At 60.2% G+C, this 16548-nt stretch carries 13 protein-coding genes; 6 read left to right on the top strand and 7 right to left on the bottom strand.

Annotated features, from left to right (window positions below):
* Positions 1-8: 8 nt before the first annotated feature.
* On the bottom strand, positions 9-3755 hold the full coding sequence (locus GSQ77_RS28275) for an indolepyruvate ferredoxin oxidoreductase family protein (protein ID WP_158907343.1): 3747 nt from the start codon (positions 3753-3755) through the stop codon (positions 9-11).
* A 348-nt stretch (positions 3756-4103) separates the two neighbouring features.
* Here GSQ77_RS28275 and GSQ77_RS28270 point away from each other — a divergent pair, with 348 nt between their 5' ends.
* A complete protein-coding gene (locus tag GSQ77_RS28270; protein WP_158907341.1) occupies positions 4104-4562 on the top strand; it encodes an Lrp/AsnC family transcriptional regulator in 459 nt (152 codons plus the stop codon).
* Here GSQ77_RS28270 and GSQ77_RS28265 read toward each other — a convergent pair whose 3' ends face one another.
* The 4 genes from GSQ77_RS28265 to GSQ77_RS28250 form a co-directional block, all read right to left on the bottom strand.
* Positions 4563-5720 carry a cation diffusion facilitator family transporter gene (locus GSQ77_RS28265; protein WP_254067868.1) on the bottom strand — a complete coding sequence of 386 codons (1158 nt, stop codon included), beginning with the start codon at positions 5718-5720 and terminating at the stop codon, positions 4563-4565.
* Between the two features lie 398 nt (positions 5721-6118).
* Positions 6119-6418, bottom strand: a complete 300-nt coding sequence (locus tag GSQ77_RS28260; RefSeq protein WP_158907339.1) for an H-NS family nucleoid-associated regulatory protein — start codon at positions 6416-6418, stop codon at positions 6119-6121.
* A gap of 523 nt (positions 6419-6941) precedes the next feature.
* Positions 6942-7565: a HugZ family protein gene (locus tag GSQ77_RS28255; RefSeq protein ID WP_301951191.1), complete on the bottom strand. Its 624-nt coding sequence runs from the start codon at positions 7563-7565 to the stop codon at positions 6942-6944.
* A 281-nt stretch (positions 7566-7846) separates the two neighbouring features.
* Positions 7847-8992 (bottom strand): branched-chain amino acid ABC transporter substrate-binding protein, encoded by a 1146-nt coding sequence (locus GSQ77_RS28250; protein WP_158907337.1) that lies wholly within the window; start codon positions 8990-8992, stop codon positions 7847-7849.
* Positions 8993-9378: 386 nt separating this feature from the next.
* Here GSQ77_RS28250 and GSQ77_RS28245 point away from each other — a divergent pair, with 386 nt between their 5' ends.
* Positions 9379-10077: a dienelactone hydrolase family protein gene (locus tag GSQ77_RS28245; protein WP_158907335.1), complete on the top strand. Its 699-nt coding sequence runs from the start codon at positions 9379-9381 to the stop codon at positions 10075-10077.
* A 196-nt stretch (positions 10078-10273) separates the two neighbouring features.
* Here GSQ77_RS28245 and GSQ77_RS28240 read toward each other — a convergent pair whose 3' ends face one another.
* Positions 10274-11479, bottom strand: coding sequence for an NAD(P)/FAD-dependent oxidoreductase (locus GSQ77_RS28240; RefSeq protein WP_158907333.1), 1206 nt, complete (start codon positions 11477-11479; stop codon positions 10274-10276).
* A gap of 208 nt (positions 11480-11687) precedes the next feature.
* Between GSQ77_RS28240 and GSQ77_RS28235 the strand changes: the two genes are divergently transcribed.
* From GSQ77_RS28235 to GSQ77_RS28220, 4 genes are all read left to right on the top strand, one after another.
* Positions 11688-11942, top strand: coding sequence for a hypothetical protein (locus GSQ77_RS28235; protein ID WP_158907331.1), 255 nt, complete (start codon positions 11688-11690; stop codon positions 11940-11942).
* A gap of 182 nt (positions 11943-12124) precedes the next feature.
* Entirely contained in the window at positions 12125-12841 is a 717-nt protein-coding gene (locus GSQ77_RS28230) for a nitroreductase (RefSeq protein ID WP_254067882.1), read from the top strand.
* A gap of 138 nt (positions 12842-12979) precedes the next feature.
* Complete coding sequence (locus GSQ77_RS28225; protein WP_158907327.1) at positions 12980-13501, top strand: hypothetical protein; 522 nt, start codon at positions 12980-12982, stop codon at positions 13499-13501.
* Positions 13502-13511: 10 nt separating this feature from the next.
* Positions 13512-14369 carry an endonuclease/exonuclease/phosphatase family protein gene (locus tag GSQ77_RS28220; protein ID WP_254067867.1) on the top strand — a complete coding sequence of 286 codons (858 nt, stop codon included), beginning with the start codon at positions 13512-13514 and terminating at the stop codon, positions 14367-14369.
* A gap of 77 nt (positions 14370-14446) precedes the next feature.
* On the opposite strand, the gene GSQ77_RS28215 is transcribed toward GSQ77_RS28220, so the two are convergent.
* Complete coding sequence (locus GSQ77_RS28215) at positions 14447-16312, bottom strand: tetratricopeptide repeat protein (RefSeq protein WP_158907325.1); 1866 nt, start codon at positions 16310-16312, stop codon at positions 14447-14449.
* Positions 16313-16548 lie beyond the last annotated feature (236 nt).

The raw sequence follows: 16548 nt of genomic DNA, 5'->3' as shown, positions 1-16548 counted from the left end.
GAGCGCGTTCAGCGCACCGTAACCACCGGGATTCCCTTGAGCATGTTCGTGCCAGACGCGAGTTCCGCCATCGCTTCCTTGACGACCGGCGCGGTTGCCACGTCGACACCGAGCTGGCGCCCCAGCGCTTGCTCGCGCTTCTTGATCGCGACCAGATTGGCCAACTTGACCGGACCGTAACCGCGAATCTTGGCATGCAAGCCTGCCAGTTCGACGGCCGCGTCCAGGTTGCCGGGTTCGAGCTTGCTCAACAATTGCGCCAGCGTCGTCTCGTAGTCGCCCGGCAGCGCACGCTCCATTTTGCGCTCCAGCGTGCGGCCGAACGGGTCGATCAACGAGCCGCGCAGGAATTTGGCGCGCGCCATCAAACCGAGCACCGGCCACAACCAACTGCCAAAGGTCAGCTTGCGGGGTCGCCCGCCTGCGGTGGTCCCGCGCGCCAATCCCGGCGGCGCCATATGGAACTTGACCTTCAATGCGCGGCCGTCGACGGCCTCGAACTGGCTTTCGACCTGCGCGCGGAAGCTGCCGTCGGTATAAAGACGCGCCACCTCATATTCGTCCTTGACCGCTAGCAGACGATAAAAGGTCTCGGCCACTGCGGCGGTCAACGGGCCCTCGACGCCGCTGACCCGGATTTCAGCGTGACGCCCCTGCTCGATCAAGGCTTGGTATCGCGCCGCGTAACGTGCACCTTGCGCGCCGCCACCGTAGGCGAGCAACCGGTCGCGGCGATCGGCCACGAGATTCGCATTGTCGCGTTGAGGATCAACCGCTGCGTCGATTCCCACACCCGCGCCGATACCCGCGCCCACACCGGCGGCTGCGCCAACAACGGGCCCCGCGCCATGCAGCAAGGCGTCCAGCCCCGCTGGATCGGCGGCGGCAAGCCGTCCCAAGCTCAGCGCGAGCCGGTTCATCGGGACCGCGACGTTGTTCAGCTCGATCGCACGCAGCAGGGCGACCAGCGATACCGGAATCAGTCCGAGTTGCCAGGTGTAACCGAGCATCACAATATTGGCACCCATCGTATCGCCGAGGAAACGTGTGGCCAGTGCTTGCGCATCGCAAGCGTCCAAATGCTGATCGCCGGCCGCGGCGCACATCTTCTCCAGCAGCGCGTCGCCGTGCAAATCGGCGTCGGGATTTTGCACGAAACTGGCGTTCGGAATGGCATGGGTATTGACCACGATCCGCGTGCGTCCACGCCTTACCGTCTGCAGCGCATCGGCGCCGGCGCCCACCACCATGTCGCAAGCAAGCAGTACGTCGGCTTGTTGCGTATCGATGCGCACCTGGTTGAGGAACTCGGCACGCGCGGCGAAGCGGACAAACGACAAAACCGCGCCGCCCTTTTGCGCAAAACCCATGAAGTCCAGCACCGAAGCGCTTTTGCCTTCAAGATGCGCGGCCATGCTGATCAGCGCGCCGACCGTCACGACACCGGTGCCGCCCACGCCCGTCACCAGGATGTCGTAGGGCGCGTCAAAGAGTTGCACTTGCGGCTGGGCCAGCGCGTCGACGCGCGCCGCCAGCGCGGCCGGATCGAACACCGCGCCCGACGGCTTTTTCACGCGTGCGCCTTCCAATGTCACGAAGCTCGGACAGAAGCCGTTCACGCACGAGAAGTCTTTGTTGCATGACGATTGATCGATGCGGCGTTTGCGCCCCAGCTCGGTTTCCACCGGTTCGACCGCGAGACAGTTCGATTGCACGCCGCAATCGCCGCAGCCCTCGCACACTGCCGTGTTGATGAACAAGCGCTTGTCGGGATCGGGAAACTCGTTTTTCTTGCGGCGCCGGCGCTTTTCCGCGGCGCAAGTCTGGTCGTAAATCAGCGCGGTGACGCCCGCGATCTCGCGCAATTCGCGCTGTACGGTGTCGAGATCGTCGCGGTGATGGAATGTGGTTTGCGACGGAAATTGCTGTTTGTGACCATCGAATTTTTCCGGTTCGTCGCTGACCACCGCCAGGCGTACCACCCCTTCCGCTTCGACCTGCCGCGCGATCTGCGGTACCGAGATGCTGCCATCGACCGGCTGCCCACCTGTCATCGCCACGGCATCGTTATAGAGAATCTTGTAGGTGATGTTGGCGCGCGCCGCTACAGCCTGGCGGATCGCCAGGATGCCCGAGTGGAAGTACGTGCCGTCACCGAGGTTCTGGAAAATATGCGGGGTTTTGGTGAACATGCCGTGCGCGGCCCAATCGACGCCTTCGCCGCCCATCTGGATCAGTCCGGTGGTTTCGGCGCTATCGGCGCGCGTCATCCAGGACGCCATGAAGTGGCAACCTATCCCGGCATGCGCGACCGATCCTTCCGGCACACGGGTGGAGGTGTTATGCGGACAGCCCGGGCAAAAATACGGTAGCCGTTTCACGCCGTCGGCGGCGTTCGAGAGTATCTGCGGCGCCACCAGATCGACCACGCGTTCGCATCGATCCAGCTCCGGCTTGTGCCGTGCCAGCCACTGCGCGAACACCGGCAGAATCCGTCCTGGGCGCAGCTCGCCCAGCGCGGAAAGCAAATGCGCGCCGTCGGCGTCCGTCTTGCCCAACACAAGCGGGCGTGTGCCGCTGGTCCGGTTGTACAGGTACTCCTTGATCTGCTGCTCGACGATCGGACCTTTTTCCTCGACGACAAGAATTTCGCTTAAGCCCGCGACCAGCGCGTCGATACGCGACATTTCGAGTGGGAACGAAAGACCGACCTTGTAGATCCTCACGCCGGCACGCTCGAGATCGTCTACCGTGAGATCCAGGCGGCGCAGGGCCTCCATCAAATCGAGGTGGGCCTTGCCACACGTGACGATGCCGACGTTGGCGTGTGGGCTGGGCGCAATCCATCGATCGATGCTGTGCAGACGCGCAAAGTGCCGGGCTGCGTCAAGCTTGGCTGCAAGCCGCGCCTCGATATCGAGGCTGGGCAAATCGGGCCAGCGGTTGTGCAAGCCGCCGGGCCTTGCCGCCAAACCGTCTGCATCATGATTGCCGGGCGCCGGCCCCCAGTCGAGCTGCAGCGTATCGAGGTTGACTGTCGCGCCCGACTCGACCGTTTCCGAGATCGCTTTGAAGCCTACCCATGCGCCGCAAAAGCGCGACAATGCCCAGCCGTACAGACCGAATTCCAGCATGTCGGCCAGGTTGGCAGGGTTCACGATGGGCATCTGCCACGCCATCAAGGCATGGTCGCTTTGGTGCGGCATCGACGACGACACGCAGCCGTGGTCGTCGCCCGCCACCACCAGCACGCCGCCATGCGGCGACGAACCGAACGCGTTGCCGTGCTTGAGCGCATCGCCCGCGCGATCGACGCCGGGACCCTTGCCGTACCACATCGAAAACACCCCATCGACGGTGCGCTCGGGATCCGCCTCCACCCGCTGGCTGCCCAGCACCGCTGTGCCGCCGAGCTCTTCGTTGATCGCCGGCAAGAAGCGGATCTGGTTGGCCTCGAGCAGCTTCTTGGCCTTCCACAATTGCTGATCGACCATGCCCAACGGAGAGCCGCGATAGCCGCTGATGAAACCGGCCGTGTTCCAGCCGCGTTGCACATCCAACGCCCGCTGCATCAGCGGCAGGCGCACGAGCGCTTGGGTTCCGGTGAGAAAGATCTGCCCATGGCGGGCGACCAGATTGTCGGTGAGTTGATATTGCGCAAGCGTGACGTTTTCGCTTGTTTTCGAATGATCGGTCAAGGCTGTCTCCGGATAACGGTGCACTTCGGCGCGCGTGAGCACGCGACGAGCGTCCATCCCGTTATTTTCAGCCTCTACTTAAGAAATACTTTACTTGGTTTTGCGGAGAAACCCGCTATGATTGAGTATAAATAACCCGAGAGTATTGCATTTTGGGATATTCCTTCTTGTTGACCCCAATAGTCGTTGTTAAGCGCTGGTAACCGCTGGCCCCATAGACTCACCGGCGTCCTTTGCGCGCCGCACTTGACCAGCAAGATCGACTGAACGCCAGGTCCGCAGCGATGCGCCATCGGGACACCCCTGGCGCAGCGCGAACGGTCGCCGAGCAAAGCGAATGAGTTTGCTTTCGCTTCTCGGCACTTCTACCATCAATTACGGGCGATCCGCTGCGGGAGTCATGCCTTGAGCCTCGACGCTTTTTCCCAGAAGATCCTGCGGCTGCTGCAACTCGATGCACGCCGATCAGTGCAAGAGATTTCCGATCAGGTCGGACTCTCAAGTACGCCGTGCTGGCGGCGTATCAAGGATATGGAACAATCGGGTGTGATTCAGCGCTATACCGCGTTGCTGGATCGCGAGAAACTCGGTTTGCACATTTGCGCGCTCGCGCACATTCATCTCGCGCGTCATACGGAGGGCGGCGTCGAGCAGTTCGAACGCGAGATCGCGCTGTGTCCTCAGGTGACCGAGTGCTACAGCACGACCGGCGAAGCCGACTATATTCTCAAGATCGTCGCGCCTGACATCAAGGCGTACGACGCATTCCTGCATGAACGGATTTTCAAAATTCCGGCGGTCGCGCAGGTCCGTACCAGCATGGTGTTACGCGAAATCAAATTCGATACGCAGTTGCCGCTCTGATCAAGTCCGTTCGGGCACCACGGCCAATTCCCGCGCGACTCTGATCTGTCGTACACCGAGCTTCTTGCGCAATTGTTGAAGCTCGGTCGCCGCCGGCATGGCCGAGTTTTCGGGCAAAGTAATCTCAAGGTCGATGCCACGTCGCAAGTAGTGAATATTGACGTCCAGCACGTGAATGCTTGACGTTGCAAATGCACGGGTAATCTCTGCGGTAAGCTGTTCGCGCGACGGCAGTCCGGGCGTCGGCTTGCCGAACAGGTCGTTTTCCGGATCGACGTGTATCAGCGCATCGAGTACGCTGGGCGCCTCCAGCACCCTGAGCCGCGCCGATTCGGCGATATAGTGGCCTTCCGACACGCTGATCAACGGGTCAACCAGAATATGCGCGTCGACGAGTGCCATGTCACCCATCTTGCGTGTGCGTAATTCGTGCACGCCACGCACGCCTGAGGTGGCCATCAGCAATGCATAGATATTGTCGGCCGCGCTCTCGTCGAGAGCCCGGTCCGATAAATCCTGCACCGCATCCCAGCCGAAGGTCCAGCCCATGCGGGCAACCATGAAGCCGACCACCGCTGCCGCAATCGGGTCCAGCAGGCGCACGCCGCAGACGCTACCGATGATGCCCAGCGCCACCACCAGCGAGGACGCCGCGTCCGAACGCGCATGCCAGGCGTTGGCGATCAGCATGGCCGAGCGTACGCGACGCGCCTCGCGCAGCATGTAGCGAAACAGTAGTTCCTTCGAGAGCAGCACGACAAGCGCGATGCCGAGCGCGCTAATGTGCACCGCCGGCAGCGTGCTCAACTCCGTGAGGCGCATGCCAGCTCGCACCAGCATGCCGACACCCACTGTCACCAGCACTGCGCCCAGGAACAAAGACGCGACGGTTTCGTAGCGACTATGGCCATAGTTATGATCTTGATCGGGTTCGGCGTGGCTATGAAGATTTGCAAGCAAAACGATGAAATCGGAGACGAGGTCGCCCAGCGAATGCACACCGTCGGCGATCAGTGCTTGCGAATGTGCAAAAGTACCGACCGCGATCTGCAACACCATTAATGCCAGATTGAGCACCACGCTCACCAGCGTGGTCTTTTTCGCGACCGATTGCTTGCTGCTCATCGGAAAGCGCGGCGCAATGGCTGGTTGAGCCATATAAAACTCCGGGGATGCGGTGTTCGGGCATTCGAACGTGCCCGCGATCTAATTGTAGGCGCAAGCGCGGTTTCACCGCGTAATTCCCACAATAAATACATTTAAATCAAATGCTTACGATAACGCGACGCATTCGCGTTCAATAAATTGGAGAATGGGATAGGTGTGCCGGAGGCGGTTCGGGAGGGAGCGAACAGCAACTACGATAGCGGGCGGTGGCAGCGGTTCGCCGCAACAACCCGTCGCAACGACAATTCGTTGAAAACAAAAAATCGAGTATGAAGCGAAGAACGAAGTGCTTGCAAGGCAGGAAAGCGACGGCAGGCATGGAGGAATAACTGGCCTGCTGTCCTTGATTTACTGTCGTTGACGTACCGTCGCTGACCTACCATCGGAAATCATTTCTGAATCAGGAATTCGTCGCGATTTTTACCGGCGATCCATTTGGGCGGTTTTCCCCGGCCCGACCACGAGCTACCGGACAGCGGATCGCGAAACTTAGGCGCGACTCCAGCACGCGGCCGGCCCTTTACACCCTTGCCTGCGCGCGCCAAACCCAAATCGACTGCCGAGATACCGTAGTCCAACATCTTTTGCTTGATGTCTGCGACAACGGCGTTGAATTCTTTTTCCTTCGCTTGCTCGATTTGTTTTTCGAGATGCTCACGTTGAATCAGAAGATCTTTATAAGATGACATGGTGTAAATTAACTCCTTGATATCAAAACGGCATTCTCGCTGGACGGGAATCCACTGTCCCTTCCATTGCGATCGCGAGCGTACTCTAACATATCATTCAAATATCATAAAGACGGTATAGATCGATTTTTGGACGACGCAAAGCAGGTTTGTCATTTACTGACATTTGTCAAAACGATTCATTTTCATTTTGAGAAAGCAGTTAAGTTTTGGGGGCGGACCGTGGCCGGGTCGCGTTTTGCGCGAGCCTATTTGACAAATCTACCTGCAGATGTTGGCAAGCATTGAGTATGGTTGCGCTAACTTATTCTATTTCCCCTACGAGAGCCTATTCATTGTTATTAAGATTTATTACAAAAATCCTGCGCCAATAATGTCAACTACGTCGGACTGACAAAAATCGCCGCTTATTAAATACTTATTTAAAATGATTGCTCGGTATGCGGACGAATCCGTATGCGAATTGTCTAATTTGTCAGGCTAATTATTTTGAGAAATGACCCGTCCAGGGTTATTTCCGGCGTTATTGATAGTAATCTGCGAGCAAAACCATCAGTCTCTGGGTCAACAAATCGGCATCGCCGGCAGGCTCATCCAACGCGATTCGCACACGTGCCTGATTGACTCGCAAATCCGCACCAAAGTAATCCACTCCCAACACGGCAACCTCGGCCCTCAGCCCGATCGCGAGCCGCTGTGTAATCGCCGCTTCGTTTTCTTCATCGAGCAGTGCAAGTGATGCCCAATCGGTTGCAGTAATCCAACCCATGGTGGCGAAACCGCCGATATACCGCATGCGTTCCAGTTTTAGTCGGTAGAAGGCGAAATCGCCCAGGTCCAGATAGCGCTGCGCATCAGGTTGATAACGCAGGTAACGTGCGAGCGTCTTGGCGCCTGGCTGACAGGGCAGAAATTCGCCCACCAAGGTCAAGCGCGCACCACTCAACACGTCCTCGTCAGGCCCGGTAAAGACCACGAGACCGGCCCTGGAATCGGCTTGCAGATTGCGGGCGTGCTCGGATAACGCGCTCGCCAGGATCAGCGGCACGTGCGCTGTATCGCATGCAAACGGCAGCACTGTCGGGTACGGGTATCCGGCAGGTTCTCGCGCATGCGTCGCCAGGGCGCAGTACGTGCTTTGATGCAGGAGGTGGAGCGCGTTCAGGGGCGATCAGCATGGCGTGATGTCGTATTTGAGCGGCCGTCCATTCGATGGGCAAGCGCGACGCGATCGAAAATCCTAGGATAGCAATTTGCCGGTATCTGGTGGACGCATTGCGCGCAACATTGGGCTGTTGAATCGATCCCAACTCGCTTGGCTTAGGTCGCAGCCCTGGTAGCGGCGGCGCATGCGGCAAAAAGACGCAACTCAAACAAAAACGGCGCGTGCCCGGAAGGCACGCGCCGTTCGATCAACTTAAACCGCTATTACATCTTGACGATGTCGAGCAGTTTTTGCTTGCCGCCAACGTAGTCGTACAGCGAGATCACGCCTTGCTTGAGGTCACCCTTGGAGTCGAATTGGGTTTCGCCCAGCACGCCGTGGTAGTCCGTGGACGGCATTTCCGCCAGGATCTTCGCCGGATCGGTCGAGTTGGCACGCTTCATTGCATCGACAATGATGTACACAGCGTCATAGGTGAACGGTGCGTAGATCTGGATCGGTTGGTTGAAACGCGCGATATAACGCTTCTGGAATGCAGCACCACCGGCCATCTTCTCCAGCGGCATACCGGCGATCGAGCAAATGATGTTGTCGGTCGCGTCGCCTGCCAGGTCCGACAGCTTGTCGGTACACACGCCGTCGCCCGCCAGCACCTTCGAGGTGATCGCCAGTTGCTTGGCTTGCTTGGCGAACGGGCCGCCGGTAGCGTCCATGCCGCCGTACATGATCACGTCCGGATGCTCACCCTTGATCTTGGTCAGAATCGCGCGGAAGTCCACCGCCTTGTCGTTGGTCGCGTCGTGCGAGAGCACGGTCACGCCATTGGCTTTGGCTTGTTTTTCGAACTCGTTGGCCAGACCTTGACCGTAAGCGGTGGCATCGTCAACGATTGCCACCGACTTGGCTTTCAGGCCTTTGGATGCGTAGTTGGCCAGCGCCGGGCCTTGCTGAGCATCGGTCGCCACAACCCGGTAGGTCGTCTTGAAGCCTTGCAGCGTGTAGGTCGGGTTGGTGGCCGACGGCGAAATCTGAACGATGCCGGCATCGCTATAGATCTTCGACGCGGGGATCGACGTACCCGAGTTCAAGTGACCCACCACGGCGACGACCTTATCGTCCACCAGCTTTTGCGCGACTTGCGTGGCTTGACGCGGGTCGGCTGCATCGTCTTGTGCGTCCAGTTCCAGCGTGATCTTCTGGCCGCCGATTGTCAGACCTTTCTTGTTGATTTCTTCGATGGCCAAGCGAGCGCCGTTTTCATTGTCTTTGCCCAGGTGAGCGATACCGCCCGTCAAAGGAGCAACGTGACCAATCTTGACTACTTGGTCCGCCGATGCCTGCGATGCAAAACCTGCGCAGAGCATAGCTGCAGCGGCGATCGGCAGAAGTTTGTGAAGCTTGCTATCCATGTAACTCTCCAGTTTCGGTTCCAAAGTTCGTGCGCAAAGTTTTTGGGTCACGCCCCAGCGGATATTTTCCGTCGACTTCAATCGGGATTACATCCGCAGCCGTACATCATGTATGTACTGCCTTTTCGACAATCGCGGTTTCGCGTTTTTGACGGACCCCGCGAACATCTGCGCGAAGTGTACGGCGTCAAATAAAGTTGTGGTGAGGAATTTTAAAAGCCGTTACTCCACTCGATTTGATAGGCGCAAGCATGTCTGCCGAACCTTGCAAACGTCAATCAGGGTTTGCGAGCGCTTTCTTTTGCACCGGTCAAAGAGGCCGCCGACAAAGTTAACTGAACAATGGCACACTAACTGACCCCCTAACCCTTCGCGAGGAAATTGCAATGACCGTACGTTCAAGCTGGATCGATGTTGCTGCCGATGGCGGCACCATGCCGGCCTACCTGGCGTTGCCGCCGACCGGCAAAGGTCCCGGCATCTTGTTGTTCCAAGAGATTTTCGGCGTAAATAGCCATATTCGCGGCGTGGCCGACCAATACGCACAGGCCGGTTACGTGGTGCTGGCACCCGATGTCTTCTGGCGCGCCGAGCCGCACATCGAGCTGGGCTATGCCGAGCCCGACATGAGCCGCGCCATCGCACTCATGCAACAACTCGATCCCGCACGCACACTCAGCGACGCCGCGGCGGCCGCCAAAGCGCTGCGCAGCAGGCCCGAGGTGACAGGCAAAATCGCGGCAATCGGATATTGCTTCGGCGGCCGCATGTCTTATTTGTCTGCATCGGAAGGGCTGGTGGATGCTGCCGTGCCTTATTACGGCGGCGGCATTCAGGACAAGCTCGATGTCGCGAGCAAGATCAAGGTGCCGATGCTGTTCCACTATGCCGAGAACGACGGCCACATTCCCTTGTCTGCCGTGGAGCAGGTCAAAGCCGCCTTCAAGAGCCACGGAAACGCCGAGTTCCACGTCTATCCCGGTGCGGACCACGGCTTTAACTGCTGGGATCGCGGCGCTTATCAGCAAAAGGCTTCGGCTTTGGCGCTGGGCCGTACGCTGCAATTTCTCGTGCAAAACCTCTGATCGCAACGTGCGGCTATCGGTCTGATTGAGTACGCAACGCCGCGGCTTAAGTAGGCAACGCCGCGGCTGAAATGCACGACGCCACAGCTTAAGTGGACGATGCCACGGCTTGAGGACACCACGCCGCGGCTTAAGGACACCACGCCGCAGCTTAAGAGCACAACGCCGCGGCTTATGGAATACGAGACGCCGCCGCTTATGTGAGCCGTGCCGTCGCGTATTCCGCCAGCGCCAAGGACGACGTCAAACCGGGCGACTCGATGCCGAAAAAGTTGAGGAGCCCCTTTACGCCGTGCTCGAGCTCACCTTGCACTATGAAATCCGCCGCGGGCTGCCCAGGCCCGACCAATTTCGGTCGTATCCCGGCGTAGGCCGGTTGCAACGCGCCGTCGGCCAGGTCAGGCCAGTAAGTGCGTATCGCCGCGTAAAAGCTGTCGGCTCGATGCGGATCCACCTGGTAATCGACGGTATCGAGCCACTCGACATCCGGACCAAATTTAGCTTGCCCGCCAAGATCGACTGTCAGATGCACGCCTAGCCCCGCCTCGTCGGGCATCGGATAGATCAGCCTGTCGAACGGCGAGCGGCCTGACAGACTGAAATAATTGCCGCGCGCCATGTAGAGCGGCGGCACATGCTGTGGGGCTAGCCCTTGGATCCGGCTGGCCACCGCCTGCGCCTGCAGGCCCGCGCAATTCACCACGTGCTGCGCGCGTAACATGAAGGGCTGGACATCTTGCTCTGACCCGTGCTGTGACCCGGACGCTGACGCGGACTGCGATCCGGACCGGGCCCCAGGCTCTCCCGCAGGCTCGGCCACACCGCCTGCGGCATCGTCACCCACTTCAATCCTGAACCGGCCATCCGCCTCGCGCTCGATGCGCTGCACCGGCGCTCGAAACGCGCAGATCGCGCCATGCGCCTCAGCGTCGCCTTGCAAGGCCAGCATCAGCTGATGACTATCGACGATCCCAGTGTCGGGCGAGTGCAAAGCCGCCACGCAATGCAGCGCCGGTTCCAGCGCGCGCGCCTGTTCGGCACTCAGATGCCGCAGGCTGGACACGCCGTTGCGGCGCGCCTGCGTTTCGATCGCCGCCAGCTTGGGAATTTGCTCCTGCGTTGTTGCAACCAGCAGTTTGCCGCAACGTCGATAGGCCACACCATGGCTGTCGCAATACGCATACAGCAGCTCGCGCCCGCGCACGCACAGGCGCGCCTTGAGCGAACCCGGTTCGTAATACAGGCCCGCGTGTATGACCTCGCTATTGCGCGAACTCGTACCCGTGCCTATCATCGCTGCCGCTTCGAGCACCAACACCTCTCGGCCCGCCAGCGCCAACGAGCGAGCCACCGCCAGCCCTACAACGCCGGCGCCGATCACCACTACGTCGATTTCATCCATACAATTGGAACATCCATTCAAGTGCGGGCCATAATTACCACCGCCGATCCACCGATCCACCGATACCCACGCCACCATGGCAACCGCTCGCGTCGTGACGACCACCTGTCGCGAGCACCCTTAAGGGTTGCTGTAACCCATCCAGTGCCAAGCTCGCGTAAAATCAGAGGCGACGCATGGTGCGCCTAGTTATTCGCTGGAGGAATTCATGATTCATCGTACTCTGACCGTGCTTGCATGCGGTTTGCTCGTGTGCAGCACCGGGGCGTTCGCACAATATCGTCCCGGTACGCCCGGCGGCTTGGTCACCCCCGACTGGCAACTTCAAGCGCATCCGCAACTTGAATTCGCGGCATCGAGCTCAGTTGCGGAACAAAAACAAGCGATCGCCGACCAAAAACGCAAGAAAAGCTTCAAAACAGCCGACCCCGACGATTGTAACTTGCAGTGCCCGACTGAATGAACGCAAACCGGTCCGGCGCTCGGCCCGAGCAAGCACCTGACCCGACCGCCGGCGCCGTGTATGACGACGCATCTATCGCCGAGGCACCCCTACCTGCAGCATCCATCGCTCAGGCATACGCTGAGGCGACCGCTCATGCAACGGCTCATGTAGCCACTCAGGCGCCCGTCGATAAGACCTCCATCGCCGAGTCATCTCCCCATAAAGCCGCGGCGTACCACCTCAACCCCGTGGCACACGCCATCGCGACACGCCGCTCGGTGCGTGCCTTCAAGCCCGATCCGATCCCGCAAGCCCGCATCAAGGCGCTGCTTGAATTGGCCAGCCGCGCGCCGTCCGGAACCAATACCCAGCCCTGGCGAGTTTATGTCCTGAGCGGCCAGACCCTGCAGCGTGTGGTCGCCGCACTGCTCAAAGCGTATGACGACCCCCAACGCGACGCACTCTATGTGCAGGAATACGCCTACTACCCGCGTACCTGGTTTTCCCCCTATATAGAAAGGCGACGCAAAGTCGGCTGGGACCTCTACACACTGCTGGGCATAGGGCGCACCGACAAGCAACGGATGCATGCCCAGCACGCGCGCAACTTTCGCTTTTTCGACGCGCCGGTTGGACTGGTCTTCACCATCGACCGCCGGCTCGAGCTAGGTAGTTGGCTCGACTACGGCATGTTTTTGCAGAACCTGATGATCGCTGCGCGCGGCGAGGGCCTGGACACCTGCCCGCAAGCCGCCTTTACCCAGTTTCACCGGGTTCTCACGCGTGAACTCTCGCTCGGCGACGACGAGATGGTGGTATGCGGCATGGCGCTCGGTTACGCCGCCCATGACGCGCTCGAAAATACGCTACAAACCAGCCGCGATCCGGTCGAAGCTTTCACTCGTTTTCTGGATTGAGAGCCGCGACTTTCCAAAACAGGCTTTCAACCTCGTGAGGTCAGCATGACGATAGACCGACCCAGACGCCACGATCCGGTCGTCACATTTTTCAATGCCATAGCTGATCTCAGCGCCATAACTGAGTGCCGTCGGGCAGTGTTCGGTAAAACGGTGCTGCACGGGTTCATCGGCGCCCTGCTGATGGCCGGCGCGCCTTGGGCCGCCGCAGCCCAGAACGCGATTCAATGGGAACTCGACGTTGTCGAGCAAGGTCAGACCGTCGATCAGTTCAAGGACGTCACAAGCCTGGGCCAAGCCCGTACCGAGAGTGCATCGCACACGGTGCAGCACGTGTTGAATTGCCCGCCGCCGGCGGGCAACCCGATCGCACCCGGCTTCAAGCTGACGCGCACGATCACGCTCTCGCCGATACACCTGGGTGCCGACGACATCACCTTTGCCATCGATACGCGCGAGATGATCGAAGATCCCGTCGCGAATCCAAGCGCAAGCGGTTGCAGCTTGCCTCCCGAGGCGCGAGTCGTGTCGGCCAGCCATCCGGGGCTAACTGTGCGCACCGACGGCAGTTGGACGAGCTGGACTGTTATCGAGCACGACCCGTCGCTCGTTTATCGCATCAAAGCGATGCTGGCTGCGCCGACATCGCCAACTCAATGAGGTGTAAGCGATGACGTCGCCACCGAACCTACCGCATAACGAAGCGCAGAACGAAATGCATGAGGCAGCGCATGAGTCCGAGCATGATCGAAAGCACGATCCCGAGGACAACGCGCGCGACTTTGTCGCGGTCAGCTGGAATCTGCACAAAGGTCGTTCGCCGCTGGGCCTGCAGGCCTGGAGCGCGATGCGCCACTGGCTGCACACGAATCCGGCCAATGCTTATTTTTTGCAAGAAGCCGAAGCGCAACGACCGACCCCATGGCGCGCCGACGCTCGCGGAGAACCGGTGGTGCCGGCCAGCGAATTGCTATGGAATTGCCAGGCCACCGACATCGCGACCTCGCTCAAACTGCAACTCGCACTGGGCAACACCGTCATCAAACGCTCGCGCCGCCATGGCAACGCGATACTGTCGCCGCACCCGCTCGATCTGGGCGGGCGCTGGAATATCTCCGCGCATCGCTTCGAACAGCGCGGCCTGTTGGTCGCGACGGTCAAATTTGCCGATCAGCAAATCACGCTCTTATGCGCACACTTGGCCCTCACACGTGCAGCGCGTCTGCGGCAAATGCACTGGATCGCGGAGTGGATCGTGCGCGAAGCCCCCAGCGGGCCGCTAATATTGGCCGGCGACTTCAACGACTGGCGTAACGATTCGGGACCGCTATTCGGCACCATCGGATTGATTGAAGTGGCTGCCGCGCTCGGCCGCAAAGCCCGTACGTTTCCGTCCTTCTCTCCGGCATTGGCACTGGACAAAATGCTGGTGCGCGGACTCACGCCGGTCGAATGGCTGGTGCCGAGCCAGAAGACCGCCTGGCTATCCGATCATTTGCCTTACATGGCGCGGCTGCGGCTGCCCTGATCAACTGGCTGGCAAGGACGATGGCGGCAGGAATACCGATGGTGACGCTGAAGCCGAGCCGATGCCGATGCCGAGTCCTACGCCGACGCCGACGCCGAAGCAGAAAGCAGCCGTGCCTGCAACGCGGTCAGTACGTTTTGCAGCAGGCCCGGCCAATCTCCCGAAGCCGGCTGCCGGAACAGCGTCGCGCTGGGATACCACGGCGTATCTTCGCGATCGAGCATCCAACGCCAGTCCGGCAGAAACGAAATCAGGATCCACACCGGCCGGCCCAACGCACCCGCCAGATGAGCGACCGAGGTGTCGACCGAAATCACCAGATCGAGTTGCTCCACCACCGCGGCCGTATCGGCGAAATCGGTAAAGGACTCGCCGATGCGATTGACCTGCGCATACGCGTCCAGTGTTGCCCGATCTCCGGGTCGAATATCCGGCTGCAACCACACCCATTCCACCCCAGCCAATTCGAGCAGCGGTTTGAACACCTCGAGCCGAGTCGAGCGGATTGCATCGTCGGGATAATGCGGGTTGCCTGCGCACACCAAACCGATGCGCATGCCGCGGCGCGGCCCCAACGCATCGCGCCATTTTTCGCGATACAGCGCAGGCACGCTCAGATAAGGCACACCGCTCGGTATCGTCGACGCTTTCGTCCCATAGGCATGCGGCAGGCTGAGCAGCAGGGTTTGCCACTGCGTGGGCGGATGCGGCGTGCCTCGCCCGATCACCTCGACGCCCCATGCTTGCGCCTGCGGTTCGATCAACGGCAATAGCGAGCGCTGCACCTCGACGATGACCCGAGCCGCACCCATCGCCTTGATCAGGGGCGCGTAGCGGACAAAGTTCAGCGTATCCCCCAGCCCCTGTTCCGCCATCAAGATAATCGACTGATCCGTCAGGTCGGCGTCGCCGAGCCAGTAATGGTCGCCGGCCAGTCGTCGCGCCATGCTTGCCGACTGGCGACGCTCATAGGCTTGCCAGCCTTCCTGCAAGCGGCCGGCGCGCAACAGTAAACCGGCCTCATCCAGCCATGCTTCATTCCAGTCGGGGCGCAGGCGCCGTGCCTCTCGCAAACAGACTAACGCTTCGCGGTCCAGGCGCATCATGGTCAGCGCATTGCCCATATAACGATAGGCCGGCGCGTAGTGACGATCGATCTTGAGCGCCCGCTCGAACCATTTCACCGCTTCGTTCAAAAAACCCACCCTGCCCAGCGCCAAGCCGAGTTCGCTGGCTGGCTCCGGGTCCTCGGGTGCGGCCGTCACCGCCTCATTTAAAGAGACCAACGCGCTGGCCGAGCGTCCCAACGCCATCAACGCTAAACCTCGCCCGACCAACGCCTCGCCATAACCGGGCGTGAGCGCAAGTGCGGCTTCAAAAGCCCGCAGCGCTTCAAGCGGTTGTTTCGCGGCGAACAATACGCGCCCGTGTACGCAACGCGCCTCGGCGCCGGCGAGTCCATCGACAGCCGATTCGAACAAGGCCCCCGCATCCCCAATCCGATCTTGCACCAACAACGCTCGCGCCAACGCCAGACGCACTGCGAGCGCCTGCGGATTCTGTGCGAGCGCAGGCTCCAGAACTTCGACCGCCTGGGCGTACTGGCCGGCTCGGCTTAGCGCCACGCCGAGCACGCCGGCCGCAGCGCCCGGCTCGAACTGCGGCGAAACGTCATCGGGCAGTGCCAGGCAAGCGCGCGCAAGCGCCGCCGCGACATCGAAACGCCGCTGTTCCAGCCTGATTTCCGCAAGCTGCAGCAAGTTCCGGGACAGATCCGGTTGCCCGCTCAACGCCGCGAGACAGGCGGCCTCGCGCGCAGCGAGCCCATCGGCGGGCGATGCGGCGACTTGTGAAACAACCTGACCTGCGGGTTGGCTCGTGGGTTGGCCGGGTTGGCCGGGTTGGCCGGGTTGGCTAGTGAGTTGGCTCGTGGGTTGGCTCAATAAGGCAGACCCTAGCGTCGAGACAACCGGTGCGGCAGACGGAGATGAAGGCACGTGGGGAGCTAAATCAGCAGGTAAATGTTAAATGATCGGCTAAGTGCGCGCGTATAGAGTTCGTCGTAGCGCGATCGCCACGATCCCTCATAAGCAAGGCAGAACCTTACGGCAGCAGGGCCTATTGCGCACGGTTTTTCTCAGTGAGGTAAAATACCAGATTCATAAGCAGGGTGGTGTGT

This window comes from Burkholderia sp. L27(2015), from assembly GCF_009765705.1.
GTDB lineage: Bacteria > Pseudomonadota > Gammaproteobacteria > Burkholderiales > Burkholderiaceae > LMUX01.
Note: the sequence above shows the minus strand (reverse complement) of the source record. Positions and strands in the feature narration are given on the sequence as shown.

Excerpts from the sequence above, each read along its gene's own strand:
- GSQ77_RS28245 (WP_158907335.1), top strand. The coding sequence starts at position 9,379 with ATGACCGTACGTTCAAGCTGGATCGATGTTGCTGCCGATGGCGGCACC.
- GSQ77_RS28250 (WP_158907337.1), bottom strand. The coding sequence starts at position 8,992 with ATGGATAGCAAGCTTCACAAACTTCTGCCGATCGCCGCTGCAGCTATG.
- GSQ77_RS28275 (WP_158907343.1), bottom strand. The coding sequence starts at position 3,755 with ATGGACGCTCGTCGCGTGCTCACGCGCGCCGAAGTGCACCGTTATCCG.
- GSQ77_RS28220 (WP_254067867.1), top strand. The coding sequence starts at position 13,512 with ATGACGTCGCCACCGAACCTACCGCATAACGAAGCGCAGAACGAAATG.
- GSQ77_RS28235 (WP_158907331.1), top strand. The coding sequence starts at position 11,688 with ATGATTCATCGTACTCTGACCGTGCTTGCATGCGGTTTGCTCGTGTGC.
- GSQ77_RS28260 (WP_158907339.1), bottom strand. The coding sequence starts at position 6,418 with ATGTCATCTTATAAAGATCTTCTGATTCAACGTGAGCATCTCGAAAAA.
- GSQ77_RS28265 (WP_254067868.1), bottom strand. The coding sequence starts at position 5,720 with ATGGCTCAACCAGCCATTGCGCCGCGCTTTCCGATGAGCAGCAAGCAA.
- GSQ77_RS28240 (WP_158907333.1), bottom strand. The coding sequence starts at position 11,479 with ATGGATGAAATCGACGTAGTGGTGATCGGCGCCGGCGTTGTAGGGCTG.